Below are 20,075 nucleotides of genomic sequence, written 5' to 3' on the forward strand. Positions count from 1 at the left end.
TTATATTTATTAAAATGTTACAGATAAACCTAAGCTAAAACTTTTCATCAAAGGATAACTGTTTCCATCACCACTACCCCGATTCCCGTTTAAGCCTGATGACATATTAGCATCTGTAAGATCGGGATCCGATCCATAAATATTTGAGACGTCCAAGTCTTTGGTATGTTTGTATAGAGGAGACCATGCCCAAATATTCTCTGCCGAAAAATATACACGCAGGTTTTGGATTTTAGCTTTCGATATGATCTGTTGAGGAATATTATATCCAAATTGAAGATTTTTCAGACGTATATAGGCTACATTCTGCAAATAACGGGTTTGAGGGGTTGCTTTCAATGAATTGTTATAACCGGCATAACGAGGCAGATAAGCATCTTTATTGTCTTCCGTCCAATAATTATTCAAATGCCATTTCGGTAAATTATTGTATGGACGATTGTACTGTCCCCAAAAGATACTTTCGGAACTTGGATACCAATCCTGTTTTCCGACTCCCTGAAAAAATACTGACAGAAAGAAATTATTCCAATCTCCACCCAGGTTAAAACTATAGGTATAACGGGGCAACATATTTCCTATTACTTTTTTATCTCCATGATCATCGATAGTATTATTACCGTAATCAATTACATTGTCTCCATTCAGGTCTTTTATCTTTACATCTCCCGGATAAGTAATGTTTTTTGATGACGATTGTATCAAAGTCTGCTTAGCATGGCTATCTATATCTGCCTGATCGGCGAATAAGCCTTCTGTCACATATCCCCATATTTCTCCTACCCGTTTACCTGCATAATAATCATTAAGGTCTCCGGTAGTATTATTATATCGGTCTATTGTAGAAATATAATCGGCTAAAGTTGCACGTATATTGTAATTGAAAGGCTTATTTCCTAGTGAGAACTGATCTTTCCATGTAAGGCTTAATTCCCATCCTTTGGTAGTCAAATCAGCATAATTACCTTTAGGCGATGTTGCTCCGAATACATCAGGAAGGGTTTGCCCTACAGTATACATATCTTTTGTTTTACGAATATAATAGTCTCCCGAAAAACTCAGTTTATTCTTTATCAGATTCATATCCAATCCAATATCCGAAGTAGTAGTAGTTTCCCATGTTAGCCCATCAGGCAATACATCAGGAGCACTTGTATATTTGTTTTTAAGCCCGTTCAGAACTCGAGTCGAGGTTTGTATTTTTAATAATTCGAGAAAACTATACGGAGATACATTACCATTACCCAATGACCCGTACGACGCACGTATTTTGATATCGGAAAATATATCTTTATTTACTTTCCAAAATGGTTCTTCGGATATTCTCCATCCTCCCGATACCGAAGGAAAGAATGACCATTGCTCATCATTAGGAAATTTAGAAGAGCCATCGTAACGTCCGTTTACTTCTAATAAGTAACGATTATCAAAAGCATAATTCAATCTGAAAAAACCTCCGGCAACACGCCATTTATTATATCCGCCTGAAGTAGTAATAGCATCCCCCAAAGCCAGATTAATGTTCTTCGAATCGCTTAACAACAAGCCATTTCGCTGTACACTTGTACTTTTGTATTCCGATTGTTCATAGTTGTATCCGATCATCCCTTTGAAGTAATGACGATCGTTAAACGTATTTTCGTAATCAGTATAAATATTTGTTGCAAGATAATCGGTTCTCATAGAAGTTTCTTTCAAGTCATTATACTGACTGCTCAACAACCTTGTTTCTCCCTCGTAAGTGCTGTATGGTACAGGAACACGACGTTGAGTTTGTTCATTATCAGTATTTCGGAAAGTAAAATCACCTTTCAGATGAGCCTTATTATCTAAGAAAGAAGCTGTAAAGCTTGTTGTATTTTTCAATATCCGATTATTGGTATCAATACCGTTTTTTCCGTATATAAAGTCACCTATTGAATAAGCCGCCGAAAACGTGAGACTGCCATCAGGGTTGAATATAGGTGAAGTTGGGTGTCCTTCGTCTGATATATTACGCCAGATCGAACCGCCTTCCCCGACATTGATTGGATTATGATAATCCATATTAGAAAAATCCATATTATTTTCTACTTTCAACCAACTGTAAACCTGTACAGATCCTTTGGCACGTATATTCATCATTTTATAGTCATCTGTATTGTATTTAAATAATCCATCGTACCCATAGAATCGACCAGATAAGTAGTAATTTAATTTGCCGTTATTTCCCGATATAGATAAATTATGGTCTTGGGCATAGGTATTCTTTTTATACAGCGCTTTGTAATAATCTTCGTTTCCGTAATAAACGTATTTGCCGTTGGCATCTACTGTAACTTCGTCAGTAATACCCTGTTCCTTACGTTTTTTAAATTCTTCGAGCCATCCCAAAGAAAAATCCTGCGTTTTATTTATATTCTTCGGATCGGCTGAATAATTGTTCCAGGCATGATAAGCCTCGTAAAAATGCGAAGCATATTCGTATCCATCTGTCACAAAGTCTGGTACAGCTATCGGTTTCTGAACTGAGAAACTTCCAGAATAAGTAATAGACGTTTTATCTTTAGAGGGTTCTTTGGTAGTAATCAATATCACTCCAAAAGTACCTCTCGAACCGTATATGGCTGCAGATGCCGCATCTTTAAGAACGGTAACACTGGCAATATCATTTGGATTGAGCATGGCAGGATCCCCTTCCACTCCATCGATAAGTACCAAGGCATTTCCCCCTTGCCCGATTGATGTAGTTCCACGGACATTATAATTTGCCGAACGCCCAGGCTTACCATCTGTCAATTGGATATTTAAGTTAGGGATAGTACCTTGTAATGCCTGAGTAACATTCGATACTGAACGGTTTTCGAATACTTCGCTCGATATTTGTTCTACAGCGCCCGTTAAATTTATTTTTTTCTGAACTCCATATCCAACAATCACAACATCATCAAGTACTTTAGAGTCATCTTCCAGTATAATTCTCAGGTTGGTTTCGTTAGTCAGTTTTATTTCTTTCTGTTTATATCCGATAAAAGAAACTACAATAAATTCACTTGATCGGGGAATTTGAAATGAAAAAGTTCCATCGACTCCAGTCAAAACTCCATGAGCTGTACCCTTTACGGAAACAGAGGCACCAATAATAGGCTCGTTGTTGTGGTCTAAAACAATTCCTTTTATTTCTTGTAGGTCTTGTTGATTCTCTTTCATTTCGTTTGATGAATTGTAATACATTGTATACAATTCTGTTTCCGGCTGAGATACCGCCGCTCGTAAACGACCAAATGAAGACAATGAATACAAGACTAGGCAACAAGAAAACAGGAGTAGTTCCTTTACTAAAATTTTCATTGATTTTAATTTATAAATGTTAAAAAAAGACAACCTTAAAACTATGCAATGACAATGAACCGCATCTAAACAACTTATTCCGATTATTTAGAGCATGACGAAGGTATACCTCATTAATTAAGGTATTTTATCAATATTGTTTTATTATTATTAAAAGACAGACCTCTGAAAATAAGACCTGCAACCATAATGTAATATGGTCGCAGGAAGATTGTATAGTATATATACAGTGCGATTTTTCGGAGGCAATTCAGTATTTCACAGCATTATATCCCCCTGCTTACAAGATCCTGATTTAGGTACTTTCTCAGCAAAAAACAGGAGCCTTTCTTAATATTGAAATATTAGTAAAATTGTAATAGTAAGATTATCTCAAAGTAATTTTATTTGCCTTATGCAATCAGTTAAGAACAAAAAGTAAACCCAAGTAAAGTCCAAGGTATATCAGATAAAGTTTAGAAAAAATTTGATCTTATCTGTAAAATATGCCACAACGATATATTGACTAACCATATCCGAGATAAAAACAGGTATAGTTAAGAAGAATGCTATTGCACCTATACAAATGCTCCTGATTATAAAAACAAGAAACGGGTAGAAGAGATTCTCTCCCCTACCCGTTAACTATAATACTATTTGATTAATAGCGATTTCTATTATATCCACCGTTTCCGCCTCGGTTATTGTATCCGCCGCTGCTTCTATCTGTTTTTGGGCGGGCAACGTTTACACTGATCGTTTTTCCTTCAAAATCTGTCTCGTTCAATTCTGAGATAGCATTTTGTCCTTCGGTATCATTTGGCATTTCAACAAAACCGAAACCTCGCGATCTTCCGCTTTCCCGGTCTGTGATAATCTTTGCAGATTCAACATCACCGTGCGCTGCAAATAATTCCTGTAAACTCTCGCTTGTTGTGCTAAAGTTTAGATTTGATACATAAATGTTCATTCTTTTTCTTAATTAATTATTATTGATTAGTGGCCGTCCTTATTGGCAAGAGTAATCCTTACGGCATTCATGCCTTTTTGACCACGTTCCAACTCGAATGTTACCATATTTCCTTCTGCAATGGAAGTAGGGGCGCTACTTATATGGAAAAAATATTTGTCCGTACTTCCTGTATGTTTGATAAAACCATATCCTTTATCGGGATTAAAATATTCTACCCGTCCATTCAAAAGAGGATCTTCCAGATCTTCTTTTTTGGGTGTAGAAACGGCTATATTTTCAATGTCTATTTTCCGTTTATTTGTCAAATCGGGAGGAGTACTGGTTATAACACCATTTTCGTCGACATAAGCAATCATATCCTCAAAAGAATCGACTGGATTATTTTTTCTATCTTCCCGTTTTTGTAGTTTCTCTTTTCTCTTTTGTTGCTTCTTTTTTTCTATTTCTTTTTTATTAAATGTACTCGCCATATTTATTCTTAAAATCTTTATATTGGATTAAAGGGTATGTTTATATTATTTCTTGTTTTGAGATTTGAAAAATCAGTCTGATTATCTATTTATCGTTTCAGACTTAATTCTATCTACTACACATATCTACAGAAGATATTTATGTCTTGGATTTATGCAAATTGATATATTTCTCTACACGGGCATCTATTTCTTCCTGTGATAAATGAGCCGGAAGTTCAATAGTAGTCCTGTCACTAATAACGACATGGATAACATCCCCGGCTCGTTCTTTTGCATTTTTCAACACCGATTCGGCTTGTTGTGTTGCCGAGGTCTTTTCTGAACGGGTTATTTCACCTTCTTTTTTATTTGCTGAAGAATTCTGTTTTGCTGCCATATTATTGTGTTTTAGAGAATGTTTATTATTGGCTCGATACAGTAAGACGCTTTCCTGTAAGTTTCTGAATATCCTTGAGCAGACCTTGTTCATCTTGAGCACAGAATGTTAAGGCCATTCCTGTATTACCGGCTCTTCCTGTACGACCGATCCGGTGTACGTAAGTTTCGGCAACGTCCGGCAAGTCATAATTAATGACTAATTCCAGATTACTGATATCAATACCTCTGGCTGCAATATCCGTTGCGATAAGGGTTTGTATCTTATGAGATTTGAAATCGGATAAGGCTCGTTGCCTTGCATTCTGGGACTTGTTCCCATGAATGGCTGCACTGCCTATTCCCGCTTTATCAAGTATACGTGCAATCTTGTCTGCCCCATGTTTAGTTCGGGAAAATATAAGAGCTGATTTTTTTCTGTCTTTTCTCAACAAGGTTATAAGCAGGTCTTTTTTCTCTTGTTTTTCTACAAAATAAATATACTGGTCTATGGTATCAACAACAGATGATACAGGAGTAACTTCGACTTTCACCGGATTATGTAAGATAGAACGCGAAAGAGCTGCTATAGAGGAAGGCATAGTGGCCGAAAAGAAAAGTGTTTGCTTTTCTTTAGGAAGCTTAGGCAGTAAACGTTTGATATCATGAATAAATCCCATATCCAGCATGCGGTCAGCTTCATCCAATACAAAATGGCGGATAGAGTTTAGACTGGTAATGTTTTGATTCATTAAATCAAGTAGACGCCCCGGAGTCGCAACTAATATATCTATTCCTTCTTTCAGTTGGCTCACCTGAGCATTTTGTTTCACGCCTCCATATATCACGCAATGGCGTATACCTGTATAAGTAGTATAGTCATTCAGACTTTCATTTATCTGGATTGCCAATTCCCTGGTCGGTGTCAAAATCAAAGCTCTGATTTCTCTCTTTTTACCATGGACTTTGTTTAAATATAATTGCTGTATGATTGGAAGTGAAAATGCAGCCGTTTTACCTGTACCGGTTTGAGCTAATCCTAGTAAATCGCGATTATCTAGAGCAGGAGCTATGGCTTGCTGTTGTATTGGTGTCGGATTTGTATATCCTTTTTCATTCAAAGCCTTCAAGATTGGCTCAATAATATTTAATTCTTTAAATGTCATGTTTTAATTTTTAATTATTGCTAATTATTTTTCAGGGATGTCAGTTTCAGGCAGATAATGCAACTCTCGAGCCTTCTTCTTTGGCAATCACCAATACGAAACCGGACAAAGATACGTTTCCTTCATCCTATTGTGAATAACCCCAAGTTCCCTATAAAAATAATTTCATCTTTTTTACAAAAATGTGTTACGACAAAAGCATTACACATTTTCGTAACTGATTGATAGCATAAACAAGAAAGTTGATTTTGTTGTCGATTTTGACGATGGGAAGATCCGCCAGCTAGGACGGAGCAAAACATTGAGAAGACAGATACAATAAAAACTAGATTGCTCAATTTATAAAGATACGAAAAATAATTTACTTGTTTATTGTTTTACAGTATTTTATTATAATGAATAGACAGCTTAGTGGATAATAAGCTCTCCGAAGACTTTACCTCAACAACCTATAATTAAGTTTGAGAATCGGACATCAGCACACCAAGATACCTGAATATCATGGAGTAAAAAAGGTATATCTTTTATCCCCTTTTCCATTCATAGGTTGATTCGTAGACACACAAAACAATACTCCCTTTTCAACACAAACAGGAGGACCGCATATTTGTCTATAAAAATCAAATCCATAATTAGCCGTTGTTGTCCTTTACCAAATGTTCAGACTTTAGTTGTTCAATATCCGAAAAAGGAAGTCCCATAAAACACAGGAATAAATTTGGACAAAAGAAAAATCCTTGACTTTCTACTGAAAATCAAGACTTTACTTCTTTTTGCATCATTTGCTAGTGATCCCGCTGGGACGGGTCGTATATCTTGAACTAAGCTATACAAGCCTGTTTGTATGATGTCTAAAAAGTAGTCCTTGAGTCAGGCTACGATTGTATTTCACTATTTTTCTGCTTACTTCACAACTTCTTGTGGCGTTGTTGTAAAGATAGAAAATTGTCTTGAAAGTCCAATTTCTGTCTTTCTAATTTATACTCAGCTATACCCTATATGGTATAACTTCAAGCTTGAAATCTCACTTTATACCCTAGCAGGTATAGATAAAAGATCACACTTTATTAGTTGGCAATATTAAAGTTTTCCTTTTAGTTGTTTTCCTAGTATTGTTAAGCGATATTTTTGCAAACTGCTATTTGGCTTATCAGGTATAGTCATTTCAACAAAACCAACATTTAATGCAGGCTTTAGATAATTAGACCTGAAATTTTCCCTATGAGAAAGTCCTAATTTATTTTGTATTTCTTGCCTATCCATTTCTTTATCCAAAACTTTAACAAGTTTCTTGACTTGCTCGGTCACTTGCTCCGAAACAGGGAATGTCATTCGTAAGAAATTCTCGGTAAATTTAAAACATTCTTTGCCATAAGTTCTTAAAATACGAGGGACGTCAGATCAGAAATGTTCAACTAAGTCCAAATAGCGGAATACTCTCTGCTACTCCATCAAACAATCCCATACCAGACGGCATAATATTATTTTTCACGTTGAGCATATCTCCATCAATATCAGAAATGCCAATATCTATACCTGATTTATGGATTCCAATATACATTATACCTCCTGCATGATAATTCAGAAAAGGAATAGCGTCCTCTCTAAATCATCAGTGAGTTGCTGTTTGTATTTTATGCCTTTAGGTTCAGAATTCATTTACTTTACTCGTTTAATATGAAACACAATTCTTGATTAATATCAGTCTCAACTTTTTTAAATTTGGTTTGAACTATTTTACCATCTTTATATTTAACTTTTACAACCTCATTTCTTCCATATGTTTTCCCTACTCTTATTGGTTTCAGCCCCTTTGCCTTAGGAAATAGAATAGATTCTGCATTTTGTCGAATTGTTTCTAAGCCTGTATCTCCTAGTAAATTGCTTTTTTGTTTTTTAACAGACTCGTCATTGCATAAATCTAAGATCTCTCTGGCCTTTTCTTTTATTTTATCATTCTTATTTAAATAGAAATATGCATTTAATTCAAGATTATAGATGGCAATATAGTTGATAAGAAGTTCTTTTGCGACCTCGCCCTTTAAGGAGTTAATTATACCGATGTATTTCACAGCATCTGCATATCTCTTTTTTTCAATCAAAATATAAATAGCATTTGCGAAAATATCCATATCCAAGTAATTTACTGCAAATTTTCTATTTTCAGAAAATAGCGCAATATATTCACTCTTTCGTTTCAGCTCTTTTCCTTCAACAAATGCCAATAGCTGTAGCGTTTCATATTTCACTGTATCATTCAGCTCAAATTCAATATTATTAAAGTTGTCATAGATATTTTCTAACAATTTGACTCCCGTTTTCCAATCTTGATTATAATTTATCGCATAAATGGCTAATTCATGAAGACATTCGGAAAAAGAAGTTTTACCTAAATGAGACATCCATGGTTTCAATCTATCAAATTCTGATTTAGAATACAAGAATGATAAGATTAACACTTGTCTCAAATTATCAACATTAAAATCCATTGATCTTTCTGGATCATTAACAATTGGAATTATTTTATTGTCAATAATCAAATCAACTAGCTCTGCTATCAGTTTAAGTTTATCATCTTCGTCCTTCAATACTGAATAAAGCCCAAGTAAAATAACAGGTTTTGTCTCAATTTTTGACAATCGGATAGCTCTCCTGTAATTATAAATAGCTTTTTCCATTTGTTCTTCCTCATGAAATATCTGGGCAAGATTATAATGAGCAATTGATTTTGTCTCATTAATGAAATCCGCTTTCAATTTTTCCTTATTAAAACCAACCTCATTAGTAACATCTTCAAATATCTTAATTGCTTCATTTCTGTATTCTTCTTCACCTGATTTTAACGATGAGCTTCCATAGTTAAACAAAGATCGTATGTATGTTTCATCTTGTCGACCACTATCAATTACCTGTTTAAAACAATTTAGACTTTCTTTATATTTGTTGAGATGAAAGAACGTTAACCCTTTTAAATTCAAAAGCCTATAATATATATTTCCGGCATCTTCCTTGTCAAATTTTGCAAGTTCTAAATATTTAATTGCCTTATTAAATTCCGAAATAGAATAGGCTGCATGTCCCATATAATAATAAGACACAGACATATCATTATCTTCAAATATTTGATCAACAAGATATTTTTCAAAGTATGAAAGAGCTTCTTTATAATTACGTTTATCATAGAGCTCTAGAGCCAATCTCAATACTCCTTTATCTTCTTCTTCTAACTTCTTAATCCAATCAAGATTTAATGTATGCTTTAGTATCTCATTTTTAATATGGACATTATCATTACCATTGTAATTAATAATTCCAGCTAGGTATAACTTGTTCTTTATTTTATCTGAAATTTCTTTTGATTTGTTATATTCTATTTCAATAAGAGCATTTCTTAATTCTCTATCATTTTCTACTAACTCTCTGATATTATCTACAGGTGGACGATCGAATGTTGTCAAATACATCTCATGAATAAGTTTGTCAACATCCGTAGTTGTAATGTCTTTACTTCCAAATCTATCTTCTACTTCTGCACATACATCCCAAGTTATTCTAGGGTTACCATCTGTCCAATAAAATATTCTATTTTGAACCTCTTCTCCTATAGTTAAATGAGATTTATCAACAAACAGCTCAAACTCCTCTTTGGAAAAATCATTTAGAAAAATTTTTTCCCCGATATTAAATGGTGAAATCTTAGGGTCCTTGATTATTTCATTAGGTTCTACAACTCCTGATAAGATATATGTGAGCCTATTCAGTTCACTGTAGTTAACTCGTGAGAAATAAATACTTCTAATTTGAGCAAATATTTGGTCAGAATATATTTTTTTAGTTAGAGCATCAATCTCATCGAGTATTACGACCAATTTACCTTTGATATAGTTTAATATTGTCCTTAGCTCGTTCAAATGCTGTTTGTGGGGAGGCAAGTCTTTATGTTGAGTTCTATCATAAAGAATCATTTTTGAAACAGAAGATAGTTTATCCGTATTTGTGTCTAATATTATATCTATAATATTCTCAAAACAGCTCTTTATATCTTCGAAAGGATTTGACAAGTCAATATAGACATAAATATCTTCTGGAGATTCTAATCTTCTCTTTGCGTTAAGAAGAAGATTTGTTTTTCCCATCTGTCGAGAAACGAGGACATAGCCAGGACGCCCCATATCATTAATGATATTCTCTATTTGTCTGTCAGCATCTCTTTGTATATATAGATCAGAAGGGACTATAGTATATGGTTTCAGTATTTTAGACATATCCAAATTGTTTTAGTTCTTGATTTGTTTCTTTTATTTTTGCTAATAAAGCATCCTCATTTGAGCTTTTTTGAGCAAGAATATTTCTAAAAAACTTCTTTATAAATCGAGGGGATCCATTTGCACATTGAATAAGTTCAGCTCTTACATTTTCAGAGAGTTTTAACTCTAAAACAATCTCTATTTTTTTGATAAGTGAATCTATTAGTTCTTTCTCCCAATATTTGAAAGGCATAAAATATATATATTGATGAATCTTTTGAGCATTTCTGCTTATATGCAATGATGGGTCTTTTATTGATGAAAGGACAAACATAACCCTATTAAGTCCAGTAATCAAACTTTTCCCACAGATAAGAGCGTATAGACCATTCATAAATGATTTATATTCTAAATCGGTTTCAATAGGTATTTCTTCTATGAAAATTACAATTTCTTTGTCTTTATAATTTTTCTCAAGTAGTTTTAAAATATCTCGATTGCATGAAGGTAGAGCCTTGTGTTTTGGATAAGAGACCTCCTTTCCTGTTTTTTCGAATAAGCTATAAAGTATCTCGTTGAAAAATGCAATATTTTTCTGTCCAGAACATGCCCCCAAAGAGATCTCAACAAATTCAGATTGATTTCTGAGTAGATTCCGTAATATTAAATTTGTTTTTCCGCTTCCTGTTGGACCATATATCCAAATGCCATATTGATTGCTTTTTTGATTAAAGTCTATATCTTCCGCCCTTTCTATATAATAATCTTCCTTACTTAAATCATATACATCAAATAATACATCATTAATATTGGCAATTATATTATAAGACTGCTGAATATTTGCACAGTTAGGATTTATACCTTTATCAAGGAAAAGGGTTTCAGAAGAAAATAACTCCAGACAGACACTAACTGCTGACTCTATTGCCGCTTGTTGTCTCTTTTTCTTATCAGTACCTTTTTCCCCATCAGCAAAATCGCAAATTCCTTTTACCAAAATCCATTCAGCACAATTATCACACGCAGTCGCAACTCCAATTCCTTCCATTTCCCCACCCTTGACTTCTGGGTATATTTTGAGCAATTCATCTCGATGTTCTTGATTGTCGATCAATTCTTCGCCTGATAACATCTTTGCTGGAATAAGCTTTGCTTTATTTCCACAATCAAGAATGTACTCCCACGTTGTTATATTCTTAAATCTATTTAGTAAAAACGTACTTGCGGAAGGTTCAGATCCTCTCTGAACAGTTTCATTTTTACCAATTCGTTTTGGGTTATATGCAATTATTGTTTCTGATAAAAGGACATCTCCTATATTTTGCTTTTCGCTATCAATACCGAAAGCGATGCCAATCATTATTACAATTTTCGACTTAATACAATCTAATGCAGATTTTACAGTAACAATGGACGAACCTTTTGATATAGACCCCATAGATGACTGCACATGGGCAACGTTATATTTGCCAAACTTCCCAATGTAGTATGTATAATTCCCTTTGTATACTTTCAAAACATGATCATAACCATTTATTGGTATCAAATTAGACCTTAATGTTTCTGTTTCTATTTCGGTAACAGTTACTAAAAGAATTAAACTCCCATCAAACAAATGTTTTAAATTATCATATTTACATTCTGCAATTGCCATTCAATTTCAATTTCTAATTTTTTGTTTCTACGATTAACTCTCTAATGTTCATATTCAGAGCTTTGGCAATTGCATAAAGAGTTTCAAGCGAAGGTTGAGATTCATTTGTACACCAACGAGAAACAGCAGCTTCATTCTTTTCAAATTTTTCAGACAACCATTTTCCTGTACGTTTTTCTCTACAAGTACAACTTTTAATCTATTTAATTCCATTGTCAAACTATTGATGTATTTTGCAAAAATATTGTATCTTAATTAATTAGACAAGAAAATAACTCTGTCTTTTTTGATAATTTATATTTCTCTTTTTTGCACCCCTCCCTTGTTGGATAAATGAAAGAACACACAAAGTAGGCCTATTTTGAATATATCGCTGTAAATCTCTGAAACACCAACAATTTGTCCTGTTTTACCAACACAAATGTATATACTACACCTACTTTGCATTAATTAAGAAGAGCAATTGTTTTTAAAAAAATTATTGCTGAGTTGTTGTCTATGCTTATGTAATTGATTTCTGTGGTCATATATCTTGTGTTTTTATATCAAAAGAAAACGACTATTTTCTACGTTTTTTTATTTCGGAAGCAAAAGTTTCCAAAGTAGCAATGTCAGATAGAAACTCTGCTGAATCAGGCATTTCTTCAATTAAAGCCCCTGCCGTATCATGCCCTGTAAAATAGGTAGAACATTTGCTCATATTTAAATCTACCATATGATAATCATCATCTGTTAAGTCTACTACTTTCGATAGTCGTTGAGTTTGCACAGACCGCCCAAACCTTTGAATAGCACCATTTAGCAATACTTCTTCCACGAAACGCTCCCAAGTTTCTCGTAATTTTCCATATAGCATTTTTGCTCTTTCTTTATATACTTCTTCTGTTTCTGTTCTCTCTATCTTTTCTAAACCTTGATAGGCATTTTTCAACAAGCCTATTCGTTTACCTATAGATAAAGCATCCCAAGGTGGATTACTTGCAATAATTCCCGTTTCTTTCGGTCTTCTAGTCAAACTCGTTATTTCTATATCGCATGCTAACTCGGCTGAATGCTCCTGAAGCATTAGTAAAAAGGTTATATCATGCGTAAAAACAATCACTTGCCTGATTTTGGATTCTTCTACAATTCTCTTTGAAATTTTATATCGCCATTTATGATCAAGAGACGAAACGGGGTCATCGAATATGATAGTACTTTTGTGTTCTGATATTGACACCTCTGACAAAAACATTGCTAAAGAAATACATCTATGCTCACCTTCGCTCAAAATATCTTTCAAAGCTATATTATTTGCATTTTCTTCATCAATCCTTAAATAATGATACTGTTTGCCTTTCTTTCCTTTTGTTTCAGTCTCTATTTTTATATTCTTAAAACCTAAATTTCTTAATTCTGTTTTAAAGTTTTGCTTTAAACTTTGGGTAATATAAGTAGTTGTTAGCTGATTACTTAAAGTTGTGACCGAACGAGTATTACAATTATTTATACATTGATTTATTAATTCGACTCTCCTTTGTCTACATACTTCTCTTGCCAGTTTAGGTTTAAATTCAAATAACTTTTTTTCTCCATTTAGTTGGTTTAATTCTTTAATTAATGGTTTAAGGCTCTCTTCTATTGATTGAACTTTTAGCTTCTCATTAGCTTCTACTAGATTTTTGATAAGTTTTATTGTTAATGTTTTGGGAGTGTTTTCAATATCGATCTCATTAATTATCTCAATTGTTTTTTTTGAGTTAAGAATTCCCAATAAGTAATCTCTATGTTTTGAGAGAGACTCCAAATATTGAGTTAGTTCTTGAGAAAAATCTGGAAAAAATACTTCTATTTCTGTAACTGTTGGCTTTTGCTCTTCGAATGAAAGATTCAATCTATTCAAATTTGTAATTTTTGCATTTAACTTACTTAAAGCAGTATCGTGCCTTTTTTGAATATCATCTTTTACAAATTTTTCAAAATCAGTAAATCTTTGTTTTGCTTCTTCATCTAATTTTTGAAGGCAAAGAGGGCATTTACTTTCTCCTTGTACTTCAGGAAAATTTACAGCACCAACACTTTCATTGTAAAAAATTCTGGCACTTTCCCACAATAACTTCCATTGATTATTTCCAACGCCTTTTATGGGTAATTCCGCAAATGCCTCCTCCGAAGAGGTTTTTAATGCTTCATTTGTTATTGAATAATCATATAGTGTTGATTTTAATTCATTTATTGCTTCTCCTGTCAGACTATTTTCTAACAACTGAATTTTATCTTTTACAACTTCAAACCTTTTTATTTTTTCTTCATTCTCTTTTAAATTTTTCCTCGGGTCAGTTGCTTTTATTTTATCAATCTCCTTTTTTAATTCTTCTATCTTCAATTCTTTAGCCAAAGTCCATATAGATTCAGCTCTTAGGTCATCTAATTTTGTTTTTGAGTTCAAGCCATTCAAAAACCTTTTTGCTGTTGAATCATCAGCAACTTCGATAAAAGAATAATCAAACTTTCTCAATTTGGGTCCATTCAGTTCTTCATTCAATTTATCTTCTATTTTTCTAAGATAAATAGCAAGCTTCTCTATAATTGATAATCCCTGAGGAATAAATGCAATTTCATCTTCTCCTTCTATGTAATGATTTGCACTAAATGAATCAAAAACATCGACACTCTTTAAAATAGAATTATTAACTGTTGAATTGATAAAATTTACAGAGTTGAAAGTCCTTTTATCCTTTGTGTACTCTATATTAGCTTTTTTGTCCTTTCCAATACAAGTTGAATCATAAAGGTTATCATTTATTGTTGGCTTATGACCTCTTGTATTACAGGTATGTTTCAAAATACTTGTATAACTTGATTTGCCAGATCCATTATCACCATAAACAACTGTTAATCCATTAAGAGCAAATTTTAATTCATTTGTAGTTGAAAGAGCATTGATATTATCGATATTATATATTTTCGAAAGTAAAATATCTTCACTGCTCGTTGCATTATTTGCAAATTCACGCAGGTCTTCAAAATCAACATCTATATATTCAAAATTAGATAAGCCATATTGAACTTTGCTGATTTCTTTAATTTCTATAATATCATCCTCTGTAAGACTATTATTTCTAATAAGTCTATCAATCATAACTTGCCAAAAAACAGGTTTATTTTCAACCCAATCAATTATATCGTTTAGTATAGACATTTTTTCATAAATTATATTGTCAATAAAATTAGTAAATATTTGCATAACTGCTAAAATATAACTTTATTAAATTCCGTAGAATAACGAAATTCAAAAACAGATATTTCCCCTTTTTAGATTTGCTAAACACCTCTTCTATGGAAAGACTGGATATGACAAAGCTATTTTGGTAAATACTCTTTTAAGGAACGAGAAAGTCAGATTTAGCCAAGCACTTTGTTCAGCCTTGACGTTTTATTCTTTAGGTATCGCTTTTTGTAGAGATAAATAAAGGATTACATTAAGTCTTATTTTGAAAACAATCGATAAGAGTCCCTATCAATACTGTATAGTTGAAACCATCAATAGATTGGAATTTCAGCTTTTCTGAAAAATTTCTACTTTTCTCATTAGTGGATTCTAGTTCGATATGTTATATCTGTATTTAACCGCTATTTGGACCAAGAACTTAATAAAGTGTGCTCCATGTCCTACACGCTCTTTTGTAAAATCGATTCGGGCAATTATCAGGCAATTATCATCTAATCCCTCTGTTCGTAATTTTCTCATCTTGTTTAGTTTCTTGTTTTTGTTTCTTCATTGCTTGTTCCTTTTTCTTTTCAATGTCAATAATTTGTAGGTTATCTTTCTTGTTGATCTTTTCGCTAAAAATTCGTTGTTCCTGCATGTTGAGTTGTTCTGTGATACAGCCATTCTTCATTGTATTATAATATTCAAAGCTTTCTTCTATAGGTCTGTTATAATTAAAAAGCTGATCAAAATTCTTCTCCACTTGCTGAAAAAGACCGCTTCTATCAAATCCTCCTTTGACAACACCCGCCTTGGTATTTCGATGATTTGTTAATGGCGAAAGCTTGATTTTATTACTTTGGTCTTTACGACTGACAATAATATGACAATGCATATTTCCCTCATTGCTTTCCGATCTATCTCTATCAAAATGTATCTTTCCATAGAATTTAATATCATCTGCTGATAACTCCTTATTAAAGTTTTTGGCATATTCTGGAATAAAGACTTCACGAATATATCTTCTCATAGCTTCGGCTTGCTCCTGTTCCGTTTCTCCCATTGCTTGTAATTCTCTAGCAGATGGGCTGACATGAATAGCATAAAATTTAGCATCCGTTTTAAGAAGTTGGGCTTTGTTGTTATCTATATCTCTTACTACTTGAGACTTATATAGATTCTCTTGGGCCAGATTGAAAAAGCCCTCCGTATAAATACCTTTCTCCATTCGTTCCAAATCTTCATGTTCGAGGTATCTCGCAAGCCTACTGCTACTACCTGCATTATTATATACGCCGTTCGATGGTGGCGGGAAATCTATATTCATTTGTGTAAGTGTTATTGCTCATTTATAAGATTGGCTATTTCGGCTTTTATGTTTTCTTTCCGTTTACCATCCATTAGTCCAGCTGTGGCTAGTTCTGAATACAAGCTGATTAATTGCAGTAATTTCTTATTATCCTTCTGCTGATTCTTATAGATTACTGATAATTGTTTCGCCTGATTGTTAATAGCATCAGCATGCCCTGTAAATTTCTCACTTAGCATCTTTAGCAAATTACTCTGTCCTTCCTGATTGGCTTTAAGATGCGAGAGAATAATATCTTCCATTGACTTGACAATACTTTCAAATCTTGTGGCAATCGAATTACTTGTCCGTATCATAGGATTGAGTTGCTCTTCTTCATAGTGTCGGATAAAGCGAATTAGATCGTCTTGTCGTTTGTTGATCTTCCTTAGTTCTGCCTTTGTCGATTCAGGTGCTTCGCTTGGATTGATATTTGCTTTATCTAAATACTGAAAGGCAAGTTTTGTTATTTCTCCTTTTTTCAGTGAATAGCGTTTACAGAGTTTATCTATAATTCTATCTGTTTCTTTATCTATCGCTATGGTTGTAAATATGGTTTTTCTATTCTGCTTTTCCATTGTTATAACTATTTTATAGTTATTCATATAGCTAACTTGCTTAAACAGAATTGTCTATCAATTCCAGTTATAGCAAGTGTTATAACAGTGCTTTTTAATAAAGCACTAAAGCCGAAGGCTTTGCCCCGAAGGGCAAGAGGAGAACAGGACGTGAGTCCAGTTCCCTCTTGCTCAATTTAGCTAAACAATCCGAAGCGGTTGAGCGAGGGGTGTTTCTGCTAAATGCGGAGCTTTTAGGGAGGGTGATGGACTAGACACAGCCCTCACCTTTTTGCTTCATTCTGCTTAGATGAGTAGATGCAGAATCATTTCAAGGTTTTACCATCTTCTATGCCTTTGTTGAACATCACAATCTCTTTCTTTGAGGCATAGGATTGAATAAATTCTTTTACATCAGCCATACGATAGAAGGTCTTTCGCCTAACTAGGAAATATCGAAGTTGTCCACTATCCCGATAACGTTGCAAAGTCCGATAACTCACTTTGAGAAGAAACGCGAGATCTTGATTATCCAACAATTTATCTTCATTGTTAAATGCTTCTCCTGTAGCCATCATTGCTTTAAGATCACTGCCTATAATTGTAAGCTTTTTAGAAAGTTTCTCCATCCATGATAGGAAGTCTTCATTGTCTAAATACATAATACGTTGTTTTTGAAATTAATAATTGATTAATTCCAATCGATTGGTAAAGCAAAGAACTGACAATTGGATACAAGAAAATAGGGGAATCCCTATAGATTCCCCTAAATGATCTATTTAGCTAATTGTATATCAGATGATTATATATTCATCTTTTTACAATCTTCTTATCTCTACTTTCACGAATAAGTAATTTCTTCAAATAATCAAGTGCTTTTGTTAAGTTGTAAGGTTTACGGCTAAATATTCTAGACTTGGATTTGTATGCATTCCCAAAAGTAAAATTAAATGCATATTCTAGAGTTTCAGTAATCTCTTTAAATGGAGCAGGTTTGCCGTTCTCATCTAAAAATTGGTTAGATAGCTCCAATGTGGTTGCAAATTCTCCCATACCATCAATCCCTAAGCCTTGCGAGCTAGGGATAAAATAGACTTTCGATTTATTATATCTAATATTGCTTTGAAGGCATTGATTTGTTTGTGCGAATGTTAGTCTTAGTAAATCGATCTCAGATTCAAGATACCAAACTACCTTTTGAAGGTATAAGTTTTTTAGCGCATTTTCCCCCCTGCTCGTAAAATGAGAATAGTCCTAATGAGTTAAACTCAATACGAGTAAGATTCAATACCCGAAAGATTATTGAGTAATCCGATTCGGTTTGATTTAGTTTATCTACCTGAACTACAAAATCTTCATAAGCAAGTTGAATTTCTTCTTTTGTAATATGAACTGATTCAGATAACAATCTGAAAATCCTTTCTTTTAATAAATCATTCATAAGCATAAATTTTGATGGTAAATATTATGGATTATATCGAATCTCAATGCTACATACCGAATGATTCTTGAATGACATTTAAATATATCGTCTAAGATTATTACGCTGTTCTCCTTTTATCTTTATAATTTATTAATAATCAAATCACTCAGGTTACAGATTTTTCTGAGTTCAATATCTTTTATTTTCTCCGTTATAGTTTAGTATTGAAAGTGAAGCAGTCTCGCTATTATTAATCATATTATAGTGGCTTTATTAATTATCTAAATAAAGCCACTATAAATTTCCTGCCAATATTAACTTATTGCTTGTCTTTAAAATATTCTTCAAGAGATGGTCCATGAGGATGCCAACCTAATAGTCGGGCATTTAACGACTTTACCATACTATTAGAAGTTACTCCTAAGCGAGCCTCTTCTCCATAATCATTTATTACGTGCTCTACAGTAAGATCCGTAATAGCCCCGTTTAACCCCAAATAGTTACTAATTATTTTAGCAATTTCAATAAACGAGTTTGAGCCGTTTTCTGCGAAAAAAAATGATCCGCCAGGAGCTTTTTCTATTGCAAGGATGTAGAGATCGATCAAATCATCTATATAAACATTTGAATACCTGTTAAGACCTGCACCGAAATATGGACCTGCATTTATATGTTTGGCGATATCTATTAGTTTCGGGATTTGATCGCTGTTTATCTGTGTACCCTTACCTTCTCCGTAAATCATAGATGGACATATAACAATCGTACGGATTCCTTTCTCAATAGCAGCTTGTCTTACATAACGATTCATGTCAACACGAGCACGCCTGAAAGGAACAGGCTCAAAAAAGTCATCTTCTGTCAAAGGTTCTGCCCCATATGCTCCGTCGGCATGGTCAGCGACAATAGAAGATCCACTGGTGTGAATTAGTAGTTTTCCACTATGTTCAAGTGCTGTAACAAGCGTTATTACTGCCCTAATGTGGTCAACATTAGCCGCATTTATGATGATATCAGCCGATTGAGCTGCTTTTGTCAGGACATCAAAATCGTCCAACGAGCCAATAATCGGTCTAATATTTTTTCTTGCTAATTCTTCTGCATTGTCAGTTGTTCGAACTAAACCAGAAACATCATATCCCATCGAGACTAAACGTTCCGCTACAGATCCTCCAATATAACCAGTAGCCCCTGTAACAAATACCTTAATGTTACTTTTTGGAATTTCATTAGATATAAGATATCCAAATGTTCTCTTTTTCGTTTCCATCTTTCTCTTTCTTTTTAATTTTAAATCTCACTTTTTTTAATTGAGCAATTATTTGTTCTTCTGTCAGTTAAAAAATATCATTTAATCAGTTTATTTCAATTTTGGCTTTTA

Annotated in this window: 15 protein-coding genes and 1 pseudogene; all 16 read right to left on the reverse strand. The window is 33.5% G+C overall.

Translation table 11 applies throughout. The features are described 5' to 3' along the window. Nucleotides 1-9 precede the first annotated feature (9 nt). The gene (locus AABJ51_RS09335; RefSeq protein ID WP_338375810.1) at nt 10-3,330 is read right to left on the reverse strand and encodes a SusC/RagA family TonB-linked outer membrane protein; all 3,321 of its coding nucleotides are present in this window, start codon (nt 3,328-3,330) and stop codon (nt 10-12) included. A 640-nt stretch (nt 3,331-3,970) separates the two neighbouring features. Next, nucleotides 3,971-4,279, reverse strand: coding sequence for an RNA-binding regulator (gene rbp / locus AABJ51_RS09340; RefSeq protein WP_134436315.1), 309 nt, complete (start codon nt 4,277-4,279; stop codon nt 3,971-3,973). A 26-nt stretch (nt 4,280-4,305) separates the two neighbouring features. Continuing rightward, entirely contained in the window at nt 4,306-4,752 is a 447-nt protein-coding gene (locus tag AABJ51_RS09345; protein WP_414993116.1) for a cold-shock protein, read from the reverse strand. 139 nt (nt 4,753-4,891) lie between these two features. Continuing rightward, nucleotides 4,892-5,131, reverse strand: coding sequence for a hypothetical protein (locus tag AABJ51_RS09350; RefSeq protein WP_134436313.1), 240 nt, complete (start codon nt 5,129-5,131; stop codon nt 4,892-4,894). 25 nt (nt 5,132-5,156) lie between these two features. Further along, a complete protein-coding gene (locus AABJ51_RS09355; protein ID WP_338375813.1) occupies nt 5,157-6,275 on the reverse strand; it encodes a DEAD/DEAH box helicase in 1,119 nt (372 codons plus the stop codon). A gap of 1,080 nt (nt 6,276-7,355) precedes the next feature. Further along, a complete protein-coding gene (locus tag AABJ51_RS09360; protein WP_338375815.1) occupies nt 7,356-7,607 on the reverse strand; it encodes a Fic family protein in 252 nt (83 codons plus the stop codon). Between the two features lie 332 nt (nt 7,608-7,939). After that, complete coding sequence (locus tag AABJ51_RS09365; protein ID WP_338375817.1) at nt 7,940-10,540, reverse strand: AAA-like domain-containing protein; 2,601 nt, start codon at nt 10,538-10,540, stop codon at nt 7,940-7,942. Beyond that, nucleotides 10,533-12,176, reverse strand: a complete 1,644-nt coding sequence (locus tag AABJ51_RS09370; RefSeq protein ID WP_338375819.1) for a phosphorylase family protein — start codon at nt 12,174-12,176, stop codon at nt 10,533-10,535. Before AABJ51_RS09370 ends, AABJ51_RS09365 begins: the two co-directional genes overlap by 8 nt. A gap of 13 nt (nt 12,177-12,189) precedes the next feature. Next, a pseudogene (locus AABJ51_RS09375) lies at nt 12,190-12,389 on the reverse strand (helix-turn-helix transcriptional regulator). Nucleotides 12,390-12,735: 346 nt separating this feature from the next. Continuing rightward, complete coding sequence (locus AABJ51_RS09380) at nt 12,736-15,402, reverse strand: AAA family ATPase (RefSeq protein WP_338375821.1); 2,667 nt, start codon at nt 15,400-15,402, stop codon at nt 12,736-12,738. A gap of 472 nt (nt 15,403-15,874) precedes the next feature. Beyond that, nucleotides 15,875-16,693, reverse strand: a complete 819-nt coding sequence (locus AABJ51_RS09385) for a DUF5712 family protein (RefSeq protein ID WP_338375823.1) — start codon at nt 16,691-16,693, stop codon at nt 15,875-15,877. Between the two features lie 11 nt (nt 16,694-16,704). Beyond that, nucleotides 16,705-17,292 (reverse strand): BfmA/BtgA family mobilization protein, encoded by a 588-nt coding sequence (locus AABJ51_RS09390; RefSeq protein WP_338375825.1) that lies wholly within the window; start codon nt 17,290-17,292, stop codon nt 16,705-16,707. A gap of 305 nt (nt 17,293-17,597) precedes the next feature. Beyond that, nucleotides 17,598-17,933, reverse strand: coding sequence for a helix-turn-helix domain-containing protein (locus AABJ51_RS09395; protein ID WP_338375827.1), 336 nt, complete (start codon nt 17,931-17,933; stop codon nt 17,598-17,600). Between the two features lie 148 nt (nt 17,934-18,081). Beyond that, nucleotides 18,082-18,324: a hypothetical protein gene (locus AABJ51_RS09400; RefSeq protein WP_338375829.1), complete on the reverse strand. Its 243-nt coding sequence runs from the start codon at nt 18,322-18,324 to the stop codon at nt 18,082-18,084. 124 nt (nt 18,325-18,448) lie between these two features. Further along, a complete protein-coding gene (locus AABJ51_RS09405; RefSeq protein WP_338375831.1) occupies nt 18,449-18,712 on the reverse strand; it encodes a hypothetical protein in 264 nt (87 codons plus the stop codon). 301 nt (nt 18,713-19,013) lie between these two features. Further along, nucleotides 19,014-19,964, reverse strand: a complete 951-nt coding sequence (locus AABJ51_RS09410; RefSeq protein WP_338375833.1) for an NAD-dependent epimerase/dehydratase family protein — start codon at nt 19,962-19,964, stop codon at nt 19,014-19,016. Nucleotides 19,965-20,075 lie beyond the last annotated feature (111 nt).

The sequence above is a fragment of the Indolivaga capnocytophagoides genome (genome assembly GCF_036511535.1).
GTDB classification, from domain to species: Bacteria; Bacteroidota; Bacteroidia; order Bacteroidales; family Dysgonomonadaceae; genus Dysgonomonas_A; species Dysgonomonas_A capnocytophagoides.

Bases quoted from the DNA above. Each gene is read 5' to 3' on its own strand.
- AABJ51_RS09335 (WP_338375810.1), bottom strand. From the start codon at position 3,330: ATGAAAATTTTAGTAAAGGAACTACTCCTGTTTTCTTGTTGCCTAGTC.
- rbp (WP_134436315.1), bottom strand. From the start codon at position 4,279: ATGAACATTTATGTATCAAATCTAAACTTTAGCACAACAAGCGAGAGT.
- AABJ51_RS09345 (WP_414993116.1), bottom strand. From the start codon at position 4,752: ATGGCGAGTACATTTAATAAAAAAGAAATAGAAAAAAAGAAGCAACAA.
- AABJ51_RS09350 (WP_134436313.1), bottom strand. From the start codon at position 5,131: ATGGCAGCAAAACAGAATTCTTCAGCAAATAAAAAAGAAGGTGAAATA.
- AABJ51_RS09355 (WP_338375813.1), bottom strand. From the start codon at position 6,275: ATGACATTTAAAGAATTAAATATTATTGAGCCAATCTTGAAGGCTTTG.
- AABJ51_RS09360 (WP_338375815.1), bottom strand. From the start codon at position 7,607: ATGACATTCCCTGTTTCGGAGCAAGTGACCGAGCAAGTCAAGAAACTT.
- AABJ51_RS09365 (WP_338375817.1), bottom strand. From the start codon at position 10,540: ATGTCTAAAATACTGAAACCATATACTATAGTCCCTTCTGATCTATAT.
- AABJ51_RS09370 (WP_338375819.1), bottom strand. From the start codon at position 12,176: ATGGCAATTGCAGAATGTAAATATGATAATTTAAAACATTTGTTTGAT.
- AABJ51_RS09380 (WP_338375821.1), bottom strand. From the start codon at position 15,402: ATGCAAATATTTACTAATTTTATTGACAATATAATTTATGAAAAAATG.
- AABJ51_RS09385 (WP_338375823.1), bottom strand. From the start codon at position 16,693: ATGAATATAGATTTCCCGCCACCATCGAACGGCGTATATAATAATGCA.
- AABJ51_RS09390 (WP_338375825.1), bottom strand. From the start codon at position 17,292: ATGGAAAAGCAGAATAGAAAAACCATATTTACAACCATAGCGATAGAT.
- AABJ51_RS09395 (WP_338375827.1), bottom strand. From the start codon at position 17,933: ATGTATTTAGACAATGAAGACTTCCTATCATGGATGGAGAAACTTTCT.
- AABJ51_RS09400 (WP_338375829.1), bottom strand. From the start codon at position 18,324: ATGGGAGAATTTGCAACCACATTGGAGCTATCTAACCAATTTTTAGAT.
- AABJ51_RS09405 (WP_338375831.1), bottom strand. From the start codon at position 18,712: ATGAATGATTTATTAAAAGAAAGGATTTTCAGATTGTTATCTGAATCA.
- AABJ51_RS09410 (WP_338375833.1), bottom strand. From the start codon at position 19,964: ATGGAAACGAAAAAGAGAACATTTGGATATCTTATATCTAATGAAATT.